The following is a 19,876-nucleotide window of genomic DNA, read 5'->3' as shown; positions in this document are numbered from 1 at the left end:
AACAGGAGCCGTTAAGACATGCCTAATTTCTTTATCGATCGCCCCATATTTGCGTGGGTGATCGCCATTATCATCATGTTGGCCGGGGGACTTGCGATCCTGAAGCTGCCTGTCGCGCAATATCCAACGATTGCGCCACCGGCGGTGACAATTTCCGCAACCTACCCGGGCGCTGATGCGAAAACGGTGCAGGACACCGTCACCCAGGTTATCGAACAGAACATGAACGGTATCGATAACCTGATGTACATGTCCTCAAACAGTGACTCAACCGGTACAGTACAGATCACCCTGACCTTCGAGTCAGGTACCGATGCTGACATCGCACAGGTTCAGGTGCAGAACAAACTGCAGCTGGCAATGCCGCTGCTGCCGCAGGAAGTACAACAGCAGGGCGTGAGCGTCGAGAAATCGTCCAGTAGCTTCCTGATGGTTGTTGGCGTTATCAACACCAACGGCACCATGACGCAGGAGGATATTTCCGACTACGTGGGCGCCAACATGAAGGATGCCATCAGCCGTACTTCCGGTGTGGGTGACGTTCAGCTGTTCGGTTCTCAGTACGCGATGCGTATCTGGATGGATCCGAACAAACTGAACAACTTCCAGCTGACGCCGGTTGACGTGATTAACGCGATTAAAGCGCAGAACGCCCAGGTGGCAGCCGGTCAGTTAGGCGGTACACCACCTGTGAAAGGCCAGCAGCTTAACGCGTCCATTATCGCGCAAACCCGTCTGACCTCCGCCGATGAGTTCAGCAAAATCCTGCTGAAAGTGAATCAGGACGGTTCGCAGGTTCGCCTGCGCGACGTAGCGAAAGTGGAGCTGGGTGGCGAAAACTACGACATCATTGCGAAGTTTAACGGTAAACCGGCTTCCGGTCTGGGTATTAAACTGGCGACCGGCGCTAACGCCCTGGACACCGCCACGGCGATCCGCGCAGAGCTGAAGAAGATGGAACCGTTCTTCCCGTCAGGTCTGAAAATCGTCTACCCGTACGACACGACGCCGTTCGTAAAAATTTCGATTCATGAAGTGGTTAAAACGCTGGTAGAAGCGATTATCCTGGTCTTCCTGGTGATGTATCTGTTCCTGCAAAACTTCCGCGCGACGCTGATCCCAACCATCGCCGTGCCGGTCGTTCTGCTGGGGACCTTTGCCATCCTTGCGGCCTTTGGATTCTCGATAAATACCCTGACGATGTTCGGGATGGTGCTTGCCATCGGCCTGTTGGTGGATGACGCTATCGTAGTGGTAGAGAACGTCGAGCGTGTCATGGCGGAAGAGGGTTTACCGCCGAAGGAAGCAACCCGTAAATCCATGGGCCAGATCCAGGGCGCGCTGGTCGGTATCGCGATGGTACTGTCGGCGGTATTTATCCCGATGGCCTTCTTCGGCGGCTCTACCGGTGCGATTTACCGCCAGTTCTCGATTACCATCGTTTCCGCGATGGCGCTGTCGGTGCTGGTCGCATTGATCCTGACGCCTGCGCTGTGTGCCACCATGCTGAAGCCCATTCAGAAAGGCGGTCATGGCGAGCATAAAGGGTTCTTCGGCTGGTTTAACCGCATGTTTGACAAGAGCACGCACCACTACACCGACAGCGTGGGCAACATCCTGCGTAGCACCGGTCGTTATCTGCTGCTCTATATCATCATTGTCGTCGGCATGGCCTATCTGTTCGTTCGTCTGCCAAGCTCGTTCCTGCCTGATGAAGACCAGGGCGTGTTCCTGACGATGGCGCAGCTTCCGGCGGGTGCATCGCAGGAGCGTACCCAGAAAGTGCTGGATGAAGTGACGGACTACTACCTCACCAAAGAGAAAGCGAACGTTGAGTCCGTGTTTGCGGTTAACGGCTTTGGCTTTGCGGGTCGTGGTCAGAACACCGGTATCGCCTTCGTCTCTCTGAAAGACTGGGCGGATCGTCCGGGCGAAGAGAACAAAGTTGAGGCCATCACTGGCCGTGCAATGGGGACCTTCTCGCAGATTAAGGATGCGATGGTCTTCGCCTTTAACCTGCCAGCGATTGTTGAACTGGGTACCGCGACCGGTTTCGACTTCCAGCTGATCGACCAGGGCGGTCTGGGTCACGAAAAACTGACGCAGGCACGTAACCAACTGTTCGGCGAGGTGGCGAAACACCCTGACCTACTGGTTGGCGTGCGTCCAAACGGTCTGGAAGATACGCCGCAGTACAAGATCGATATCGACCAGGAGAAAGCACAGGCGCTGGGCGTGTCCATCAGCGACATCAATACCACACTGGGCGCGGCCTGGGGCGGTAGTTACGTGAACGACTTCATCGACCGTGGTCGTGTGAAGAAAGTGTACGTGATGTCAGAGGCGCAGTACCGTATGTTGCCGAACGATATTAATAACTGGTACGTTCGCGGCAGCAATGGTCAGATGGTTCCGTTCGCGGCGTTCTCAACGTCACGCTGGGAATATGGTTCACCACGTCTGGAACGTTACAACGGTCTGCCATCAATGGAGATCCTGGGTCAGGCCGCACCAGGCCGAAGCACCGGTGAAGCCATGAACCTGATGGAAGAGCTGGCGAGCAAATTGCCTTCGGGCATCGGCTATGACTGGACCGGTATGTCCTATCAGGAACGTCTGTCCGGTAACCAGGCCCCTGCCCTGTATGCCATTTCTTTGATTGTGGTATTCCTGTGTCTGGCGGCACTGTATGAGAGCTGGTCGATTCCGTTCTCCGTTATGCTGGTGGTTCCACTCGGGGTTATCGGTGCACTGCTGGCGGCGACGTTCCGTGGATTGACCAACGACGTGTACTTCCAGGTAGGCCTGCTGACAACCATTGGCTTGTCGGCGAAGAACGCGATACTTATCGTTGAATTCGCCAAAGACCTGATGGAGAAAGAAGGTAAAGGGCTTATCGAGGCGACGCTTGAAGCGGTACGTATGCGTCTGCGTCCTATTCTGATGACGTCACTGGCGTTTATCCTCGGCGTACTGCCGCTGGTTATCAGCTCTGGCGCGGGCTCCGGTGCGCAGAACGCGGTCGGTACTGGCGTGATGGGCGGTATGATCACCGCGACCGTGCTGGCTATCTTCTTCGTTCCGGTGTTCTTCGTGGTGGTTCGCCGCCGCTTCAGCCGCAAAAATGAAGATGTTGAGCACAGTCATTCGGTAGAACCGCACTGATACCGGTTTCACATCATAAAAAGGCCGCATTAGCGGCCTTTTTCATTTTAAGAAAAAATCATAAAATACGCTTATTGTGGTTTTATTTATTTTCTGCCAGCGTAACAGGACATATCATAAATAACGGATAACGTAATCCGAGAATACAGGATTTTTTTAAATTCATTTCTTCGGTCAGAGGGTTAGGAATATTCCTAATTAAAAGTTCGGAAAAACAGAACTCCGGATTTGAACTTTTTCTTCAGGCGCAAACCTAAGCTAATGAAACGTAAGGAAGCTAACAAAACAAGCGTTAATCTGGATAAAAATGTTCCGTTCCGGATGAACATTTGCGTAGAGTCTCGCAGCCTGCGGTTTTATTTGTAATTTTTCGTAATAGCGCGGTGAAATCCAGACAGGAGTGGCTTATAGTTAGGTTATCAGGAACACAGCACTCATGTAGCTAAGTCAGTTGTATCCATCCCGACAATGATGTTCGGTGAGTAATAAATCACTCAGAAGGGGATGCGCTATGGACGAGTACTCGCCAAAACGGCATGATATCGCGCAGTTGAAATTTCTCTGCGAATCCTTGTACCATGACTGCCTTGCCAATCTTGATGAAAGTAACCATGGCTGGGTAAACGATCCAACGTCTGCCATCAATTTACAGTTGAACGAGTTTATCGAGCATATCGCTACCTTCGCACTTAATTATAAAATTAAGTACAATGAAGATAATAAGCTCATTGAGCAAATCGATGAATACCTGGACGACACCTTTATGTTGTTCAGTAGTTACGGCATTAACGCTCAGGATTTGCAAAAATGGCGCAAATCGGGAAACCGACTATTCCGCTGTTTCGTCAACGTGAGCAGAGCTAACCCCGTTAGCCTTTCCTGTTAAAATTATTACAATTACTAAGGTGAATTTATGTCTGAAAAACCACTCACAAAGGTCGATTATTTGATGCGCTTACGTCGTTGTCAGTCAATTGACACCCTCGAACGTGTCATTGAAAAGAATAAATACGAGCTTTCTGATAATGAACTGGCGGTATTTTATTCAGCTGCTGACCATCGCCTCGCTGAGCTAACGATGAATAAGTTATATGACAAAATCCCCACATCCGTGTGGAAATTTGTTCGTTGATCTTTGAAGTGTGTCTGTAGAGTTTCTACGCCACGTTCTAAGCTGTATTTACCTGTCCCGTTATGCTCCCTGTGCGAAAGCCAGGTCTCCGTGTTAAACGCGCTCATCAGCAACAATGTTGTGACTCTGCTCACATCGGCTTTTCGGGAACGTTCCCCTCCTGGCCAGTTGCGATTACCCTTCAGGAATCACATCCAGAGAGGTTTACGATGAGCATTGAAAAACAGAAGATGATTTCAGGAGAACATTACCGCCCGGGTGATGAGACACTACGCGCCGACAGACTGCGGGCACGCCATCTCATCCATCGCTATAACCACACTGCGCCTGATGAAAAAACAGAACGCCAGACCATTCTGGCGGAACTGCTGGGGCAAAGTGAAGGGGCTTATATTGAGCCGAGTTTCCGCTGCGACTATGGATATAACATTTATCTGGGCAAAAACTTTTACGCGAACTTCGATTGCGTGATGCTGGATGTGTGTCCTGTTCATATCGGCGATAACTGTATGCTCGCGCCGGGTGTTCATATTTATACAGCAACCCATCCCCTGGATGCGGAGGAACGTAATAGCGGCGTCGAGTTTGGTAAGCCCGTCACTATTGGCAATAATGTCTGGATTGGCGGACGGGCGGTCATTAACCCAGGCGTTACCCTGGGTGACAACGTGGTCGTCGCTTCCGGTGCCGTCGTGACGAAAGACGTCCCGTCTAATGTCGTCGTTGGCGGTAACCCGGCGAAGATCATCAAAACGCTGTAAGATCCCGGGGGAGTCAACTGTTATGGTCTTTTAGCGCCTGACTGTTACTTTTTTCAGCGGGATGGCTCCCCTAAAATTGGCAGACACCCTGTATTGTCTACACGCATAAAGGCAAAAAATGACCGAGATACAGCGCCTGCTTACCGCCACCATCGACGATCTTAACCTCCGCGAAAAGCGCGATAATCGCCCGCGCTTTAGCATCAGCTTTATCCGCAAACATCCCGGACTGTTTGTCGCAATGTATGCCGCCTGGCTGGCAACGCTTATTGTGATGCTGAAGTCCGAAACGCTGGTGGACTCCGTCTGGCTACTGGTTGTGTTATTTGTCGTCTTTAACGCTTTTTTCTTTTTCGACGTGAATCCCCGCTACCGTTACGAAGATATCGACGTGCTCGATTTCCGGGTCTGCTACAACGGTGAATGGTACAACACGCGTTTCGTGCCTGCGGAGCTTATCGAGAGCATCATGCACTCTCCGGCCGTTGAAACCGTGCAAAAAGAGAAGCTGCAAAAAATGGTTTCCACCAAAGGTCAGCTCTCTTTCTATGATGTCTTTACTCTTTCCCGCCCTGCTGCTGCGTAATTAACGCCTGCAGGCGTCGGATACCCGGCACAAACTGCGAAGCAGAGGTATTGCCATAACCTAAAACCAGACCGGTTTGCCCCTGCTTCGCCTCCAGGTAGTACCCGCTCAGCGCAGCGGGTGCCAGCTGAAATGCCCTCGCCTTCTCCACCAGCCTCTGGTCATCAATACCGTTAATCGTCACCGTCAGGTGCATCCCGCCCTCTCCGGCAAGAATACGGTGAGGGGTGTGAAGCGCTGTGCTCAGCGCCTCGCGCAGCTGGCGGTAACGTTTACGATAAAGCCGCCGCATGGCAGCAAGATGACGGGCATAGTGACCTTCTTCAATGAACAGCGCGAGGGTGCGCTGCTCCGCACGATGCCCGCCGCGCAGCAGCGAGCCAATGGCAGCGCGCGACGCCTTCGCCAGTGCGGGCGGCAGCACCATAAACCCCATTCTGAGTGACGGAAACAACGTTTTGCTGAAGGTTCCGAGATACACAACAGGGGCGTTATTCACCATTCCCAGCATGGCCGGTACGGGCTCACCGGCATAACGGAACTCGCTGTCGTAATCATCTTCAATGATCCATGCGTTGTGCTGTCGGGCCAGCTCCAGCAACGCCAGCCGCCGCCGAGCGCTGAGCACGCTTCCGTAAGGGAACTGATGCGAGGGCGAAGTGAAAATCAGCGTGGGGGAAGGCGCATTCCGCCCATCCCAGCACATTCCCTCATCATCCACCGGCATTCCCGTCATTGTCAGGCCGGTTTTGACAAAGGCACTTTTGGCCCCGGCGTAGCCGGGGTTTTCCACCCAGGCAACATCGCCAGGTTCGCTCAACAGTATCGTGCACAGATTAACCCCTTCAAGCGCCCCTTCGGTTATCACTATCTGGCTGGCGTCGCAGTCAATGCCCCGGGAAAGCGCGAGGTGGCGAGCAATCGCCGCACGAAGCGACGGCTCTCCGGCCGGATCGCCATACCCAAGCAGAGCGTTCCCCTCCTCGCGCAAGACGCGATCGTACAATCGCCGCCACAGCGGCAACGGGAAATAGTTGATGGCGGGCGTTCCCGGCGTAAATGCCATGACCGGAGTATCACGCTGCACCGGCGCAGGCAGATGAGTGACCCGTTTTGCCAGCACAACCTCAGGCGCCGGCAATTCCCGGACGCGTGCGCGATGCGCAAATTGAGCAACCTTTGTCCCCTGCCGGTTACGCAGCAAATAGCCTTCAAGCGTAAGCTGGTCCAGCGCCGCGTTAACGGTGTTCCGGGAAACCGCAAGCTGCTGCGCCAGCGTTCGCGAGCCGGATAGCTGGCTACCGGACTGAAGTTTCCCGCTGAGGATGGCCTCTCGCAAAGCCAGATAGAGCGCCCGCTGGAGTGTCTCGTCCCCACGCTTTTTCAGTGCAGCATGGAGCAAAGTATAAAATTCATCACCCGGTATATTCATCTCATCTCCTTGTGGTACCAACAAAACATAGCCGAGTGGTGCTTTTTAAGGAACCAGCAATTCACTAGTCTGAAGCTCTTTTCAACGTCACGGAAATGAAGATGAAGACATTCAATGAGTTTGGACAACCCGTAGGCGACGCCCTTATCGACTGGCAGCCTCGGCCCCATCCGTCCCGGGTGGTACTGCAGGGGCGTTTTTGTCGGCTTGAACCGCTGCGCGTGGCGCATGCCGAGGCGCTCTTCTCCGCCTATTCCCTGGCCGAAGACACCCGTAGCTGGACGTGGCTGCTGCGCGAACCTGATGCCACGGCCGCTGAATATGCCAAATGGGTGGCGAGCGTGAGTGACTTATCTGACCCGATGCACTTTGCCGTCATTGATAATCAGACCCAGTCTCCGGTGGGAACGCTGGCCCTGATGCGGATCGATCCGAAAAACGGCGTCGTGGAGGTGGGGCACGTTCATTTCTCGCCCCTGTTGAGCCGCACGCCAATGTCGACAGAAGCGCAATACCTGCTGATGCGGTACGTGTTTGATACCCTGGGCTATCGGCGATACGAATGGAAGTGCAACAGCCTTAACGCACCTTCACGCAAAGCCGCACTGCGCCTGGGTTTTCAGTTTGAAGGGCGGTTTCGCCAGGCGCTGGTCATAAAAGGCCGTAACCGGGATACCGACTGGTTTTCGATTCTCGACAAAGAGTGGCCGGCGCTGGCGAGCGCCTTTGAAGGCTGGCTTGCCACCGACAATTTTACCGCCGATGGCAAACAGAAAAGATCCCTGGAAAGCTGGCGAGAAATACGCGCCTAGCGTCTTTTCTTACGCCCCTGAACCGCCTTAAAGCGCGGATTGGATTTGCAAATCACGTATAAGCGTCCCTTGCGTTTGACTATCTGGCAATCCGGGTGACGCTGTTTCGCACTGCGCAATGAGTTAAGCACCTGCATCATTACCCCCGCTTCGCATTAAGAAAACCGCCAAAACGCTTACGGAAGCGCGCCGCGCTGCCATCCGTGGAGAACGTTTTTTGCTTACCGGTATAAAACGGGTGCGATTTCGAAGAAACCTCGATGGTGATGTATGGATACGTTTCACCGTCGAGTTCAATTTCGCGGTCAGTTTTAATGGTTGAGCCGACTTTAAAGTATTCATTGGCACTGGTGTCGTGGAATACCACAGTGCGATACGCTGGATGGATATCAGGTTTCATCATCAATCTCTCATGTTTTGTTATAACATAACAAAATGATATCCAGCCCTTGTTGAAAAAACAACCCCCCTTTTGCCACTGATATTTTACAGGTTTACCTGAGATAAAATAAAAACCAGGCCGCCCACGTGCTATAACTGTATCATTTCGCGGTAAAATCTTTCTCTTCAGGCAGGGAACTCAGTGTCCGGATTTCGACATATGAGAAAGGAAACGACAGCATGAACACCCGACATCTGGTCAGTCTGGTGACTGGCATACTTATCTTTTCTGTGCTGGTTCCCATTTGCCTGAGCATCTGGCTGGCGCATCGCCAGGCGGAAGAGAAATTTGTCGATGCGCTGGATAACTATGCTTCTCGTGTGCTGATACGAACCGACAGGGTCCTGGCTCAGGCAAAAGATGCGCTTAATCATCTGCAAACGTATGACGGCGTGCCGTGCAGCCCTTCGCATTTAAAAGAGATGCGCCGGGCCGCGTTTTCCTGGCGATATGTCCAGGAAGCGATCTATACCGACAACCTGAAACCACGCTGCTCCTCGCTGGAGCAATCCAGCCATGCCTCCCCCTTCCCCCCACCAACGCGCATTACCCGGGATGGTTACAGCGCATGGCTGACGGCGCAAAACGATCTGGGATTTCACCGTTACATGGTTGTGCTGGGCAAAGGCCGCTACCTTGTCATGATCGATCCTGACTCGCTGGTGGATGTGATCCCCTTCGGGGAAATAGCCATCGACGCAGCCCTGGTCGGAACCGCAACACACCGCATTTTTGCCAGCACTAATCCACTCGCGCCGCATATCCGCGAGATGATTCAGGAACGAGAGGGAGACCGCGTCCAGTACAACGGTTCAATGTACGTGATGAAGCCTGTCCCTGAGTTGGGCTTTACCGTCGTGACCTGGGCTCCGCTCAAACCTTTGGCTGATACCTGGCACAGGCAACTCCTTTTCTGGTTACCGTTTGGCATGTTGATAAGCTTGCTCGCCGCACTGTTTGTCTTGCGGATACTGCGTCGCATCCAGTCGCCCCGCAATCGCCTGCTTGACGCCATTAACAGCCGGGATTTTGTGGTTCACTATCAGCCCATCGTGGCGCTCTGTAGCGGGAAAGTGGTAGGGGCAGAGGCGCTGGCGCGCTGGCCTCAGCCAGATGGCAGCAGCCTCTCGCCGGATATTTTTGTTCCCCTTGCTGAACAAACCGGGCTCATCTCGCAGCTCACGCAGTTAGTCATTGAAAAAGTGTTTGAAGATATGGGCCACTGGTTGCAACACCACCCCGATCAGCATATCTCCATTAATCTCGCCCCTGCCGATTTGACCTCCGGCAAACTGCCACCATTGCTGAGTCAGTTAATGAATAAATGGCAAATTCATCCGCGACAAATCGCTCTTGAGCTCACCGAACGCGGTTTTGCCGACCCTAAAATCAGCGCCCCGGCTATCGCCGCGCTACGTCATTCCGGTCATCCTGTCTATATTGATGACTTTGGCACAGGCTACTCCAGCCTGAGCTATCTGCAGGATCTCGACGTAGATACGCTCAAAATTGATAAATCGTTCGTGGATGCGCTGGAGTACAAAAACGTCACGCCGCACATTATTGAAATGGCGAAATCGCTGAAGCTGGCGATGGTGGCGGAAGGTGTTGAGACCGAAGGGCAGCTCGCGTGGCTGCACCGTCATGGGGTGCAGTATGGGCAGGGGTGGTTCTACAGTAAGGCGCTGCCAAAGACGGAATTTATTCTGTGGGCTGAAAATAACCTCGGCAGGCACGTTACTTGAGGTAGGATTTGATCACCTGCAACACCACGCCAAGATCGGCTTCACGCTGCGCCTCTTCAGGCTCTTTCACGACATGATCGGTGAGATGCCCTTCAATCACCTGCATCATCATGCCATTGACTGCCCCACGGATCGCCGCCAGCTGCTGTAGCACCTCGGCGCATTCGTGATCGCGGTTAAGCATTTTTTCGAGGGCAGTGCTCTGCCCCTGAATTTTCTTCAGGCGAGTCAATAACATTTTCTTGTCGCGAACGGTATGTGACATCTCTGTCTCCCTCAGTTTATGGCGTTTAAAGCATATCACGCTCTACTCCCCCTGAGTATTTTTCTACTGGGGGGTAGTATATTACTACTGGGGGGGAGTAGTATTTGCACACGCTTTCCACCCTGGAACATTCAATGACCGATTTTGCTTCACTTCTGCAGCAGGGTAATGCCTGGCTGTTTGTTCCCAGCGCTATCCTGCTCGGCGCGTTACATGGTCTGGAACCGGGCCATTCCAAAACCATGATGGCTGCCTTTATCGTGGCCATCCGCGGCACGCTGAAGCAGGCTGTACTGCTGGGTCTGGCGGCAACGCTATCCCATACGGCGGTGGTCTGGATCATTGCCATGGCAGGGTTATGGTTTGGTCGGGGCTGGGATGCTCATACGTCCGAGCCCTGGTTCCAGCTGTTCTCCGGGGTGTTGATCGTTTTGATCGCCCTGTGGATGGCATGGCGAACCTGGAAAGAGAGCCAGCCGCACGATCATCACCACCACCATCATGAACATGAACATGAACATGACCATGACCATGACCATCATCATGATCACCACCACCCGCTTGTTGAAGAGGAGTGGCAGGACGCCCACCAGCGCGCCCATGCGCAGGATATTAACCGGCGTTTTAATGGACAACATGTGACCACGGGACAGATCGTGATGTTTGGCCTGACAGGCGGGCTTATTCCCTGCCCGGCCTCCATCACGGTTCTGCTGATCTGCCTTCAGTTAAAGCATTTTGCGCTCGGCGCGACGCTGGTATTCAGCTTCAGTATCGGTCTGGCGTTGACGCTGGTCGCGTCCGGGGCGATTGCCGCCCTTAGCCTCAAACACGCGACCAAACGCTGGCCTGGCTTTAGCGAACTGTCCCGCAAAGCACCGTGGATTTCCGCTGCGCTGATTACCGTGGTAGGGATTTACATGAGCCTGCACGGCCTGAGCGGCATCCTGGCATAAGCCTGCGGCCACGGCAGGTGGCCGCATCTCAAGGGTCAACTGAGGTTCTGCTGCCAGCTGAAGCGATAACGAAGCTGGCGCGTCTGCAGGAGAAATTCCGGCGAGACGCTGGGGCTCCAGGAGTCATCGCCGCCCACGCCCATGTGAAACGCGTCGAGGTTGAGCCAACACCCTGGCTCTTCGCGCAACAGGTGATGATGGGTTGTCTCGCGCAACTGCTGCTGGCTGTAGCGGCTTATTGAGAAGTGGAACTGACCATTCAGCAGATGCGTTCCTGCCACAAGTTCGCGGGTATCGCAGCGCAAACCGTTTTCCGTCGGGAAGATATACGGCGTGTGCATCGCCTCCAGGGGCAATGTCCAGCGCCCCTGCTGTGCCGCCAGCTTTCTGTCCGGGTAATTTTCGTGCGGCCCCAGCCCCAGCCAGTGAACGTTTTCCGGCGCTTCGGCGAGATGAACGCTCAGGCCAATCCGCGCGGGTTCCGGGATATCAGACGCCATATCGACCTGAATATCACCATGCAGAACGCCCTGCTCGTCCACCCGCCAGGTTTTACGGCTCAGGAACAGCGCTTTGCCCTGGTACTCCCAGACATGCAGGGTATTGACCACCACCTCGCGAGCATGCTGCTCTGCATCACAGGACAGTACGCGGGAGGTGAGATCGTACATACCCGCTGCTTTCCAGCGTTCAACCCACGCGTTCGGATCGATTTTCGTCGCTTCGCTCACGCCAATGTCATTATCCAACGGCGCGCGGCTGAAGCTATCCGTCACGGGCGAAATCAACAGTTCCACGCCATCTCGCCACCATTGGGTCAGGTTTCCGGAAGTGCAATCGAACTGCCAGCGCTGCTGCTGATGCGTTATCTCCAGCATGAGGTCATGTTGCGTCAACACGGGAGGTTCGCCCGCAGACACTGTCGGCGCAATAAAGAGAGGAACCGGGAGCGGCCACTGCTCCCACGCGCAGCGATGGCCAGCCGGTGACCACGGCGTTGCCCGCGGCTGGCGAACCTCAACATTCAGCCAAACCTCTCCCGGCCCGGCCTTCAGCGCCGGCAGATCGAGCTCCAGACGCTGGGTGCCCTCGGGAACCATCGCGAGCGTGACCTCGCCCGCGGCCAGCATCTCTCCATCACGTGCAATCGTCCAGCTCAGCACCTCGTTATCGGTGTGGCGGAACAGGTAGCCGCTTTGCACCTCAATCACCAGCGGAGCAGTGCTCGCCAGCGTAAAGGTAAAGAACTGCTGGGCGCGCTGCGCTTCGTACAGCGCCGGATGCGGGGTTCGGTCGGGGAATACCAGACCATTGAGGCAGAACTGCCGATCGTTCGGCTTATCGCCAAAGTCTCCGCCGTACGCCCAGAACGCGTTACCCTTTTCGTCTTGCTTCGTCAGGGCCTGATCGACCCAGTCCCAGACAAACCCGCCCTGCAGGCGAGGATGATTGCGAAACGCCTGCCAGTATTTCGCAAACCCACCAAAGCTGTTGCCCATCGCGTGGGCGTATTCGCAGAGGATCAGCGGACGCGTTTCATCCGGCATGCCGATCCATTTCTTGATTGACCATTTAGGGACTGCCGGGAAAGGCTGATCCTGATCGACCCGGGCGTACATCGGGCAGACAATATCGGTCGCTGCCGTATTCGCCCCGCCGCCTTCATACTGCACCGGGCGCGTCGGGTCGGTGGTTTTCAGCCAGCGGTACAGCGCATCGTGGTTCGCACCGTGGCCGGATTCATTGCCCAGCGACCAGATAATAATCGAAGGATGATTTCGGTCGCGCTGCACCATGCGGGTCACGCGCTCGCTCATGGCAGGTAGCCAGCGCGGATCGTCAGCGAGGCGGCTCATCGGCACCATACCGTGCGTTTCGATATTCGCTTCGTCAACGACGTACAGCCCATAACGATCGCAAAGCCGGTACCACAGCGGATGATTAGGATAGTGCGAGCAGCGCACGGCGTTGAAGTTGTGCTGCTTCATGATTTCGATATCGCGACGCATGGTTGCTTCATCCATCACCTGGCCGTTTTCAGGGTGGTGCTCATGTCGGTTAACGCCGCGGATCAGCAGCGGTTTACCGTTGAGCTTGAGCAGGCCATTGCTGACGTCAACGCGGCGGAAGCCAACGTCGCATGCCTCGACCTCGACCACCTCACCCTGCGGGTTGAGAAGCGCAATCGTCAGGCGATACAGTTCCGGCGTTTCAGCACTCCACAGCGCAGGGTGCTCGACGGGGATCGCCACCGTTAACCGCTCAGCCCAGCCGCCGCGCTCGTCCACAATGGCAGAGCCTGGCCGCTGGGTCGCGCTGGCACAGCGTTCACCGTTGCGCCACAGCGTTATCGTGACATCGCACTCCGCGTAGCGAGCGCCTGTCAGCGCGACCGCCACTTTCAGCACCGCGCGGTCAAGCTCAGCGTTCAGGTCCGTCAACACATGATAATCGGCGATCTGCGTTTCGGGTTTATGCAGCAAAGTGACGTCGCGGAAAATGCCGCTCATCCGCCACATGTCCTGGTCTTCAAGATAACTGCCGTCGCACCAGCGCAGTACCATGACCGCCAGGCGGTTCTCCCCGGCGCGCAGCGCCGCCGAGAGATCGAATTCGGCGGGCAAGCGGCTGTCCTGGGAATAGCCTAACCACTGTCCGTTGCACCAAAGATGAAACGCCGAGTTCACGCCGTCAAAGATAATGCGGGTTTGCCCGCCGTGGAGCCAGGCGTCATCCACCTCAAATGTGAGCGAGTAACATCCGGTTGGGTTCTCTTGCGGAACAAAAGGCGGCGTGACGGGAATGGGATAGGTGACGTTGGTGTAGATGGGTGTGTCAAACCCCTGCATCTGCCAGTTAGACGGCACGGGCATCGCAACGGCGTCCGCGCAATCTTCCGTTACCCATGCCTCCGGGACTTGCTCGGGTGCAGGAAAATAATTAAACCGCCACGCCCCGTTAAGAGAACGTCTGCTGACTGACTCCTCGTCGTTCAGGGCCGAGGATTCATGGCGCCAGCTGTGTAACGGCGAATGAGCCGACAGCCGGTTCCACTGGGTAACGCCGGGGTTTTCCCAGTCCCGTCGGGCCAGAATGGCACCGAGCGTCGGTGATAAAGTGTTGGGCATACTAACCTCTTTGCGAAGCGCTCACAATTTTGGTTAACATGCCCTGGCACTGAGCGAGGGTAAAGCATTCCATCGCGGAGCAGCGAGTCAGATCACAAAGTTTTATTTACGCGCAAGCTGCTCTGCCAGGAGAGCCAGGCGTCTGAGCTGCTCCGCCAGATCCTCTTGTTCGGCCTGCTGCGGATGGCGGCGCGCGGTGGAGTGACGGATCACCAGCGTAACCGGCAGCTGAACCTGCCAGCACGCATCGCCCTGGAGGGGGTCCAGCAGCCACGTCACGCTGCGTTCGCCCGCCTGGCGAAACGCCTGGCGAACGGTCGTCAGCGGCGGCGAAAACCAGGCACTGTCGGCCGTATCGTCAAACCCGACTACCGATAGCTGGCCAGGGATCGCTACCCCTTTTTCCGCGCAGGCGCGCATCACCCCAAGCGCCATTTGATCGTTCGCCACCAGAATCGCCTCCGGTAATACCGTACCCGACAGCAGCATATGCCCTTTCTCATAACCGCTGGCCGCGCTCCAGTCACCGTATTCCACGGCAACCGCGTCAAGGCCGGCCTGTGCCAGCGTCGCTTGCCATCCGGCCAGACGCGCACGCGCAGAGACCGAGCTTTCCGGTCCGCTCAACAAAGCAATATGCTGATGCCCCAGCGAAAGCAGATGCTCAACGCCCAGACGCGCCCCCTCCTCTGCGTTAAACACGAGGCTGTTTACCTGCGCTGAGGGCGATACATCCAGAAACAGCACCGGAACGGGCGATGCCAGCGCCCTGAGCTGTTCGGCGTGAGGATCGTCAAGCGGCACATTGACCAGCAGTGCTTCCACCCGCTGCGCCAGCAACGCCTGAAGCGCGGCCTGACACTGGTGCGGTTGCTCTACCATAGAAATGAGGACACTCGCCCCCTGTTCCGCTGCCCGGGATTTTACCGCCGAGACGATTTGTGAAGGCGCGTGCAGCGCCAGATCGGTCGTAATAAGACCCAGCGTACGGGTGCGTTTACCCGCCAGCTGTTGTGCCCGCAGGTTAGGCACATAGTGCAGTTCCGCCATTGCCTGCTGCACCTTTTCCCGCGTGCGGGCAGAGACATGCTCCGCGTCGTTAATCACGCGGGAAACGGTCTGATAAGAAACCCCCGCAAGGGAGGCGACATCATAGAGAGTGATTGCTTTCATGCATTCTGGCATCGCGATAGTCGAAGCGACTATTCTGCCACAGCGATGCCGTTAAAACATGTGAGCGCTTCGCAAATTAAACAACCCGTTCCGGCTGAGGAACGTTCTCATTGCGCGACTTCTGGCGGAACCAGGGCATACAGAGCTGAATAAGCGGACCAATGGTCAGGGCATACAGTACGGTTCCTACGCCAAACGTACCGCCAAGCACGCACCCAATCAGCAGGACGGACACTTCGATTGTGGTTCGCACGCTGCGAATGGACCAGCCCAGCCGGACGTGAATGCCTGTCATCAGACCATCGCGCGGGCCGGGCCCGAAACCGGCACCAATGTACATACTGGTGGCAATCGCGTTCATCACAATGCCCGATACCAGGAAAGCGATTCGCACAGGTAACGAACTCAGCTCGGGGATGAGCGCCATGCTGGCGTCTGCCGCCAGACCGATACAAATCACGTTACTGATCGTGCCGAGTCCGGGCATCTGGCGCAGTGGGATCCACAGCAGCAGCACCGCAGCGCCGGTCAAAATGATCACCGTCCCGATACTCATCCCCAGCTGTAGCCCGACGCCAAGGTGAAATACATCCCACGGATCAACCCCCAGATCCGAGCGAATAAACATCGTGGTAGAGAGGCCATACAGACCCAAACCGACATAAAGTTGTAGCAGACGACGTACCATTTTTTATCTTCTCCCGATAACCAGGCTTTCATCCTGACCTAAAATGGCACTATGATTAATGTCCAGTTTTCAAATAGTGGACTGCATATGTCATCACGCCGCTTTGGAAGTCAGTCTCTGGTACGCCTTTTAGGCCACTGGCAGCAAGCTTCATCCCGCACCCCGCTCTGGCGCCAGCTGGCTGACGCGTTGCGTCTGTTAATCCTTGATGGCCGACTGGCATTAAATACGCGACTGCCGGGTGAGCGTGAGCTGGCTACGGCGCTGGACGTGAGCCGGACCACCGTCAGCAGCGCCCTCGCCCATCTGCGCGAGGAGGGATATCTTGAAAGCCGCCACGGCAGCGGGTCGCGCGTGATCCTCCCGGATACGCGCGCCGTTCCTACCCTTTCAGCGGCGAGTGCCGCACTGGATCTCTCCACTGCCGCCCTCAATGCCGGGCCAGAGATCCACCAGGCTTATACCCACGCGCTGACGGCTATTACCCAGCACCTCTCGCTGACGGGCTACGACCAGCTTGGGCTGCCTGCGCTTCGGGAAGCTATAGCGGCACGCTATACCGAACGGGGTCTTTCCACCCGCGCAGACGAAGTCATGGTGGTCAACGGTGCCGTCAGCGGTTTTGCGCTGATATTGCGGATGTTAACCGGGCCGGGAGATCGCGTCGTGGTCGATCACCCCACCTATCCGCTGGCGATTGCCGCCATTCAGGGGGCGCAGTGCCGGCCCGTTGGGGTGTCGCTGCCGGATACAGGCTGGGACACGGATGGTTTTGCCGCCACGCTTGCCCAGACTGCACCGCGCCTGGCTTACCTGATGCCTGATTTTCACAACCCAACCGGGCGTTGTATGGATATCGCCACCCGTCAGGCGATCGCCGATATTGCCGCACAAACCCGCACGACGCTGGTTGTAGATGAAACGATGGTCGATCTCTGGTTTGACTCGCCCCCACCGCCACCGCTGGCATCATTTAACCGGGAGGCAACCGTCATGACATTAGGCTCCGCCGGAAAAAGCTTCTGGGGCGGGCTGCGTCTCGGCTGGATCCGCGCCTCTTCACGTACCATCGCCACCCTCGCCCAGACGCGGGATACGCTTGATCTGGGCTCGCCGCTGCTGGAGCAACTGGCGACGCTGTGGCTTATCAACAATAGCGAACGTTTTCTGCCCGCTCGCCGCAAGATGCTTGCGGAACGGCGCGATCGATGCAGTGAACTGCTGCGTGAACATTTTCCCGAGTGGCGATTCCATGAGGCGGAAGGCGGACTTTCTTACTGGATCGAACTTCCCGGCATGCTGGCGACACAGCTTGCCGCGCGGGCAGAAATCATCGGGATTAACCTGGGAACGGGCACACGGTTTGGCTTATCGGGGGCGTTTGACCGCTTTTTGCGCATGCCCTTCTCGCTGGAGCCAGCGGAAATGGAAGCGGCGTTACTGCGGATTAAACCCTTATGGCGTGCATTACATTCAAATGAGCCGGCCATCAAACGCAGTCTGGTTTAAGAATAAAAAGTTTGAAGGGGATCATAAAATAAAAACTGCTGACTGTAATATATGCAGTCAGCAGTTTTCACTGGACAACAATTAATGTTGCGGAGGAATAGGGAAACCTTTCAGCGAAATAACGAAGTTATCACCGTCTTTCTTTATTTTTGCACCGGTATCACACCAGTCAGACGCAATACGAAAGAACTCATCGCTTCCAACATTCCAGCCAAGACGTACATGCTTCACATAGCCTGAGCGCAAGAGATCGCAGGCCTCGTTGTAGTCACTGGCAGTTGACAGTTGTTGTTTCATTTTCTCTTCTTCAGAAGTTTACGTAGTGCTTTGATTTCTTTAGGAGTAAAAGGAGAAACACTCTCTTCTTCCGTATGCTGATTATCAATATCTTCTTCCGATACTCCCGCCTCTTCTACTGCTTCAAACGCCAGCAGCAGCAGTTTCTCTGTGGTCACGCTTAAATTCTCGTTATTCACTTCCGCATAGTGGCGAAGCCTTTCTTTTAGCGCGTCGTCAATTTTTACATTTAAAACCGCAGTAGCCATGTTTGTCACTTCCCTTCGGAATAAGTACTTTATGTAATACACGAAGTTAACACTGTTATCCAGATTTATATTTTTTTGAATTTTGGTGTTAAATAGACGTCCAATTATAAAATGCCAGTCTATTATTACAGGTTTATGACAATAATATTTCAGCACGATGAAATATATATTACAGCGTCTAGGCGTTATAGTATTGTGGAATAATGACTACAGAGAGAGGTAACGCAGGAAGGTTTGTACGAGGCCGTAAATGGGTGGGGGCCCTGCCAGCTACATCCCGGCACCCACGTCGTCTGCCCTGGCTGCTTCCTTCCGGACCTGACCTGGTGAACAGAGTAGCGTTGCGGGAGAACCAACAGAGCCCCCATTGAGAGCGTTGATAACCAACGCGCTGGCGCATTATCCCTGTGCGAAGACCCAATTGCAAGCGACCCGGAACCGGATGCTGGTTTATTGCGCAAACAGACGCAGCAATCAGGGCAATCTTCGTTTACCATGGCTGTCCAGATGATCCCCACAGGTGCAGGTATGGACGAACACGACTCCTTTCCCCAGCGCGTATGGCAAATTGTGGCCTCAATCCCGGAAGGCTACGTCACAACCTATGGTGATGTCGCACAGCTGGCCGGTTCACCGCGCGCGGCGCGACAGGTAGGCGGCGTTCTTAAACGGCTGCCGGAAGGAAGCACGCTGCCCTGGCATCGCGTGGTGAATCGTCATGGTGCCATCTCGCTGACCGGACCGGATCTCCAGCGTCAGCGCCAGGCATTACTGTCAGAGGGTGTGCAGGTATCGGGATCGGGACAGATTGATTTGCAAAAGTACCGGTGGGTGTACTAACCCCTCCCCCGAAGGAGAGGGTGATAGCAACAATTACATCTGGGTCGGTGGGGTTGGCAGGGACGGCTGATTGGTCTGTGGAGCAACCGGCACTGCGGTTTGCTGTACGGGAACCAGATTCAGGTCGACTTTAGTCCCACCGTGGTTAATGGCTTCCTGAACCGTATCGGTAATAAAGACCAGCTTATCGTTGATCGTTACCGCGGCACTCAGCAGGATACGGGCATTCGGCTGAACGTCTGACGGGTTATATGGCAGCACGAAGCTAAATGGCGCCTGCTTACCTTCAGTACGAACCGCACGCTGAGCCAGGACTTTCGACGGTGCGTCGGCCAGAGAAGCATCAGACAGCGTGACCGTTAATACCGCATCCGGCGGTAAAGCGACTCTCTGTTTGATCCAGATGGTACCGGAAACATTAGGCTGCTGAATGGATTGCTGTGAAAGGGTATTAATCCCGTTCGGATCGGCTGCAGGAACCGGCACCTGGGCGCTCTTACCGGCACAGGCGGACAACGCCACCGCAATAGCTACACCACTTAGCATGGGTACGAGTTTCATTGAAGTCTCCTTATCATCAATGCACCAGCGGGATCGATCCCATCCGATGTCGTTTCAATCACATAACGTATTCAAGTGTGGCACAGATCACCGATTAATGCCTGAAAACGTGCCGATATTAAGATTATTCTACCCA

Annotated in this window: 20 protein-coding genes and 1 other RNA gene; 10 read left to right on the top strand and 11 right to left on the bottom strand. The window is 55.2% G+C overall.

What is annotated here, in order from left to right:
- Positions 1-18 precede the first annotated feature (18 nt).
- The 5 genes from acrB to AAER43_RS05140 all read left to right on the top strand — a co-directional run bounded on the left by acrB (position 19) and on the right by AAER43_RS05140 (position 5,644).
- The gene (gene acrB, locus AAER43_RS05160) at positions 19-3,165 is read left to right on the top strand and encodes a multidrug efflux RND transporter permease subunit AcrB (RefSeq protein WP_014882803.1); all 3,147 of its coding nucleotides are present in this window, start codon (positions 19-21) and stop codon (positions 3,163-3,165) included.
- A gap of 511 nt (positions 3,166-3,676) precedes the next feature.
- Complete coding sequence (gene tomB, locus AAER43_RS05155) at positions 3,677-4,051, top strand: Hha toxicity modulator TomB (RefSeq protein WP_050862441.1); 375 nt, start codon at positions 3,677-3,679, stop codon at positions 4,049-4,051.
- A 27-nt stretch (positions 4,052-4,078) separates the two neighbouring features.
- Positions 4,079-4,297: an HHA domain-containing protein gene (locus AAER43_RS05150; protein ID WP_014882802.1), complete on the top strand. Its 219-nt coding sequence runs from the start codon at positions 4,079-4,081 to the stop codon at positions 4,295-4,297.
- 209 nt (positions 4,298-4,506) lie between these two features.
- A complete protein-coding gene (maa, locus tag AAER43_RS05145) occupies positions 4,507-5,058 on the top strand; it encodes a maltose O-acetyltransferase (RefSeq protein ID WP_014882801.1) in 552 nt (183 codons plus the stop codon).
- Positions 5,059-5,176: 118 nt separating this feature from the next.
- The gene (locus tag AAER43_RS05140) at positions 5,177-5,644 is read left to right on the top strand and encodes a YlaC family protein (protein WP_014882800.1); all 468 of its coding nucleotides are present in this window, start codon (positions 5,177-5,179) and stop codon (positions 5,642-5,644) included.
- On the opposite strand, the gene AAER43_RS05135 is transcribed toward AAER43_RS05140, so the two are convergent.
- Positions 5,616-7,076, bottom strand: a complete 1,461-nt coding sequence (locus AAER43_RS05135) for a PLP-dependent aminotransferase family protein (protein ID WP_057057834.1) — start codon at positions 7,074-7,076, stop codon at positions 5,616-5,618. The genes AAER43_RS05140 and AAER43_RS05135 overlap by 29 nt on opposite strands.
- Positions 7,077-7,177: 101 nt before the next feature.
- Between AAER43_RS05135 and AAER43_RS05130 the strand changes: the two genes are divergently transcribed.
- The gene (locus AAER43_RS05130) at positions 7,178-7,888 is read left to right on the top strand and encodes a GNAT family protein (protein ID WP_014882798.1); all 711 of its coding nucleotides are present in this window, start codon (positions 7,178-7,180) and stop codon (positions 7,886-7,888) included.
- On the opposite strand, the gene ykgO is transcribed toward AAER43_RS05130, so the two are convergent.
- Together ykgO and AAER43_RS05120 are read right to left on the bottom strand one after the other, a co-directional pair.
- Positions 7,885-8,025, bottom strand: a complete 141-nt coding sequence (gene ykgO, locus AAER43_RS05125; protein WP_003859006.1) for a type B 50S ribosomal protein L36 — start codon at positions 8,023-8,025, stop codon at positions 7,885-7,887. The genes AAER43_RS05130 and ykgO overlap by 4 nt on opposite strands.
- A 2-nt stretch (positions 8,026-8,027) precedes the next feature.
- On the bottom strand, positions 8,028-8,288 hold the full coding sequence (locus tag AAER43_RS05120; protein ID WP_010428154.1) for a type B 50S ribosomal protein L31: 261 nt from the start codon (positions 8,286-8,288) through the stop codon (positions 8,028-8,030).
- A gap of 221 nt (positions 8,289-8,509) precedes the next feature.
- Between AAER43_RS05120 and AAER43_RS05115 the strand changes: the two genes are divergently transcribed.
- Complete coding sequence (locus AAER43_RS05115) at positions 8,510-10,075, top strand: EAL domain-containing protein (protein ID WP_050862443.1); 1,566 nt, start codon at positions 8,510-8,512, stop codon at positions 10,073-10,075.
- Here the strand turns inward: AAER43_RS05115 and AAER43_RS05110 are convergent.
- The gene (locus AAER43_RS05110; RefSeq protein ID WP_032637313.1) at positions 10,068-10,340 is read right to left on the bottom strand and encodes a metal-sensing transcriptional repressor; all 273 of its coding nucleotides are present in this window, start codon (positions 10,338-10,340) and stop codon (positions 10,068-10,070) included. The two genes, AAER43_RS05115 and AAER43_RS05110, sit on opposite strands and share 8 nt — an antisense overlap.
- Before the next feature lie 134 nt (positions 10,341-10,474).
- On the opposite strand from AAER43_RS05110, the gene AAER43_RS05105 reads away from it, so the two are divergent.
- Complete coding sequence (locus AAER43_RS05105) at positions 10,475-11,296, top strand: nickel/cobalt efflux protein RcnA (protein WP_050862444.1); 822 nt, start codon at positions 10,475-10,477, stop codon at positions 11,294-11,296.
- 35 nt (positions 11,297-11,331) lie between these two features.
- Here the strand turns inward: AAER43_RS05105 and AAER43_RS05100 are convergent, their stop codons facing one another.
- The 3 genes from AAER43_RS05100 to AAER43_RS05090 form a co-directional block, all read right to left on the bottom strand.
- Complete coding sequence (locus AAER43_RS05100) at positions 11,332-14,424, bottom strand: beta-galactosidase (RefSeq protein ID WP_057057833.1); 3,093 nt, start codon at positions 14,422-14,424, stop codon at positions 11,332-11,334.
- Between the two features lie 102 nt (positions 14,425-14,526).
- Positions 14,527-15,597 carry a LacI family DNA-binding transcriptional regulator gene (locus AAER43_RS05095; RefSeq protein ID WP_014882794.1) on the bottom strand — a complete coding sequence of 357 codons (1,071 nt, stop codon included), beginning with the start codon at positions 15,595-15,597 and terminating at the stop codon, positions 14,527-14,529.
- Between the two features lie 76 nt (positions 15,598-15,673).
- Positions 15,674-16,285 (bottom strand): membrane protein, encoded by a 612-nt coding sequence (locus tag AAER43_RS05090; protein ID WP_050862446.1) that lies wholly within the window; start codon positions 16,283-16,285, stop codon positions 15,674-15,676.
- An 87-nt stretch (positions 16,286-16,372) separates the two neighbouring features.
- Between AAER43_RS05090 and AAER43_RS05085 the strand changes: the two genes are divergently transcribed.
- A complete protein-coding gene (locus AAER43_RS05085; RefSeq protein ID WP_050862447.1) occupies positions 16,373-17,794 on the top strand; it encodes a PLP-dependent aminotransferase family protein in 1,422 nt (473 codons plus the stop codon).
- Positions 17,795-17,875: 81 nt separating this feature from the next.
- Here the strand turns inward: AAER43_RS05085 and AAER43_RS05080 are convergent, their stop codons facing one another.
- The 3 genes from AAER43_RS05080 to ffs all read right to left on the bottom strand — a co-directional run bounded on the left by AAER43_RS05080 (position 17,876) and on the right by ffs (position 18,697).
- Positions 17,876-18,091, bottom strand: coding sequence for a hypothetical protein (locus tag AAER43_RS05080; RefSeq protein WP_023310588.1), 216 nt, complete (start codon positions 18,089-18,091; stop codon positions 17,876-17,878).
- Positions 18,088-18,339, bottom strand: a complete 252-nt coding sequence (locus tag AAER43_RS05075; RefSeq protein WP_023310587.1) for a hypothetical protein — start codon at positions 18,337-18,339, stop codon at positions 18,088-18,090. The genes AAER43_RS05080 and AAER43_RS05075 overlap by 4 nt, the downstream gene beginning before the upstream one ends.
- Positions 18,340-18,600: 261 nt before the next feature.
- An RNA gene (gene ffs, locus AAER43_RS05070) (signal recognition particle sRNA small type) lies at positions 18,601-18,697 on the bottom strand.
- A 170-nt stretch (positions 18,698-18,867) separates the two neighbouring features.
- Here ffs and AAER43_RS05065 point away from each other — a divergent pair.
- Positions 18,868-19,179: an MGMT family protein gene (locus AAER43_RS05065; protein ID WP_014882790.1), complete on the top strand. Its 312-nt coding sequence runs from the start codon at positions 18,868-18,870 to the stop codon at positions 19,177-19,179.
- Positions 19,180-19,212: 33 nt separating this feature from the next.
- On the opposite strand, the gene AAER43_RS05060 is transcribed toward AAER43_RS05065, so the two are convergent.
- The gene (locus AAER43_RS05060) at positions 19,213-19,740 is read right to left on the bottom strand and encodes a YbaY family lipoprotein (protein WP_045281686.1); all 528 of its coding nucleotides are present in this window, start codon (positions 19,738-19,740) and stop codon (positions 19,213-19,215) included.
- Between the last annotated feature and the right edge of the window lie 136 nt (positions 19,741-19,876).

This window comes from Enterobacter sp. FUJ80071 (assembly GCF_038739915.1).
Taxonomy (GTDB): Bacteria; Pseudomonadota; Gammaproteobacteria; order Enterobacterales; family Enterobacteriaceae; genus Enterobacter; species Enterobacter kobei.
Note: the sequence above shows the minus strand (reverse complement) of the source record. Positions and strands in the feature narration are given on the sequence as shown.

Excerpts from the sequence above, each read along its gene's own strand:
- acrB (WP_014882803.1), top strand. The coding sequence starts at position 19 with ATGCCTAATTTCTTTATCGATCGCCCCATATTTGCGTGGGTGATCGCC.
- tomB (WP_050862441.1), top strand. The coding sequence starts at position 3,677 with ATGGACGAGTACTCGCCAAAACGGCATGATATCGCGCAGTTGAAATTT.
- AAER43_RS05150 (WP_014882802.1), top strand. The coding sequence starts at position 4,079 with ATGTCTGAAAAACCACTCACAAAGGTCGATTATTTGATGCGCTTACGT.
- maa (WP_014882801.1), top strand. The coding sequence starts at position 4,507 with ATGAGCATTGAAAAACAGAAGATGATTTCAGGAGAACATTACCGCCCG.
- AAER43_RS05140 (WP_014882800.1), top strand. The coding sequence starts at position 5,177 with ATGACCGAGATACAGCGCCTGCTTACCGCCACCATCGACGATCTTAAC.
- AAER43_RS05135 (WP_057057834.1), bottom strand. The coding sequence starts at position 7,076 with ATGAATATACCGGGTGATGAATTTTATACTTTGCTCCATGCTGCACTG.
- AAER43_RS05130 (WP_014882798.1), top strand. The coding sequence starts at position 7,178 with ATGAAGACATTCAATGAGTTTGGACAACCCGTAGGCGACGCCCTTATC.
- ykgO (WP_003859006.1), bottom strand. The coding sequence starts at position 8,025 with ATGCAGGTGCTTAACTCATTGCGCAGTGCGAAACAGCGTCACCCGGAT.
- AAER43_RS05120 (WP_010428154.1), bottom strand. The coding sequence starts at position 8,288 with ATGAAACCTGATATCCATCCAGCGTATCGCACTGTGGTATTCCACGAC.
- AAER43_RS05115 (WP_050862443.1), top strand. The coding sequence starts at position 8,510 with ATGAACACCCGACATCTGGTCAGTCTGGTGACTGGCATACTTATCTTT.
- AAER43_RS05110 (WP_032637313.1), bottom strand. The coding sequence starts at position 10,340 with ATGTCACATACCGTTCGCGACAAGAAAATGTTATTGACTCGCCTGAAG.
- AAER43_RS05105 (WP_050862444.1), top strand. The coding sequence starts at position 10,475 with ATGACCGATTTTGCTTCACTTCTGCAGCAGGGTAATGCCTGGCTGTTT.
- AAER43_RS05100 (WP_057057833.1), bottom strand. The coding sequence starts at position 14,424 with ATGCCCAACACTTTATCACCGACGCTCGGTGCCATTCTGGCCCGACGG.
- AAER43_RS05095 (WP_014882794.1), bottom strand. The coding sequence starts at position 15,597 with ATGAAAGCAATCACTCTCTATGATGTCGCCTCCCTTGCGGGGGTTTCT.
- AAER43_RS05090 (WP_050862446.1), bottom strand. The coding sequence starts at position 16,285 with ATGGTACGTCGTCTGCTACAACTTTATGTCGGTTTGGGTCTGTATGGC.
- AAER43_RS05085 (WP_050862447.1), top strand. The coding sequence starts at position 16,373 with ATGTCATCACGCCGCTTTGGAAGTCAGTCTCTGGTACGCCTTTTAGGC.
- AAER43_RS05080 (WP_023310588.1), bottom strand. The coding sequence starts at position 18,091 with ATGAAACAACAACTGTCAACTGCCAGTGACTACAACGAGGCCTGCGAT.
- AAER43_RS05075 (WP_023310587.1), bottom strand. The coding sequence starts at position 18,339 with ATGGCTACTGCGGTTTTAAATGTAAAAATTGACGACGCGCTAAAAGAA.
- AAER43_RS05065 (WP_014882790.1), top strand. The coding sequence starts at position 18,868 with ATGGACGAACACGACTCCTTTCCCCAGCGCGTATGGCAAATTGTGGCC.
- AAER43_RS05060 (WP_045281686.1), bottom strand. The coding sequence starts at position 19,740 with ATGAAACTCGTACCCATGCTAAGTGGTGTAGCTATTGCGGTGGCGTTG.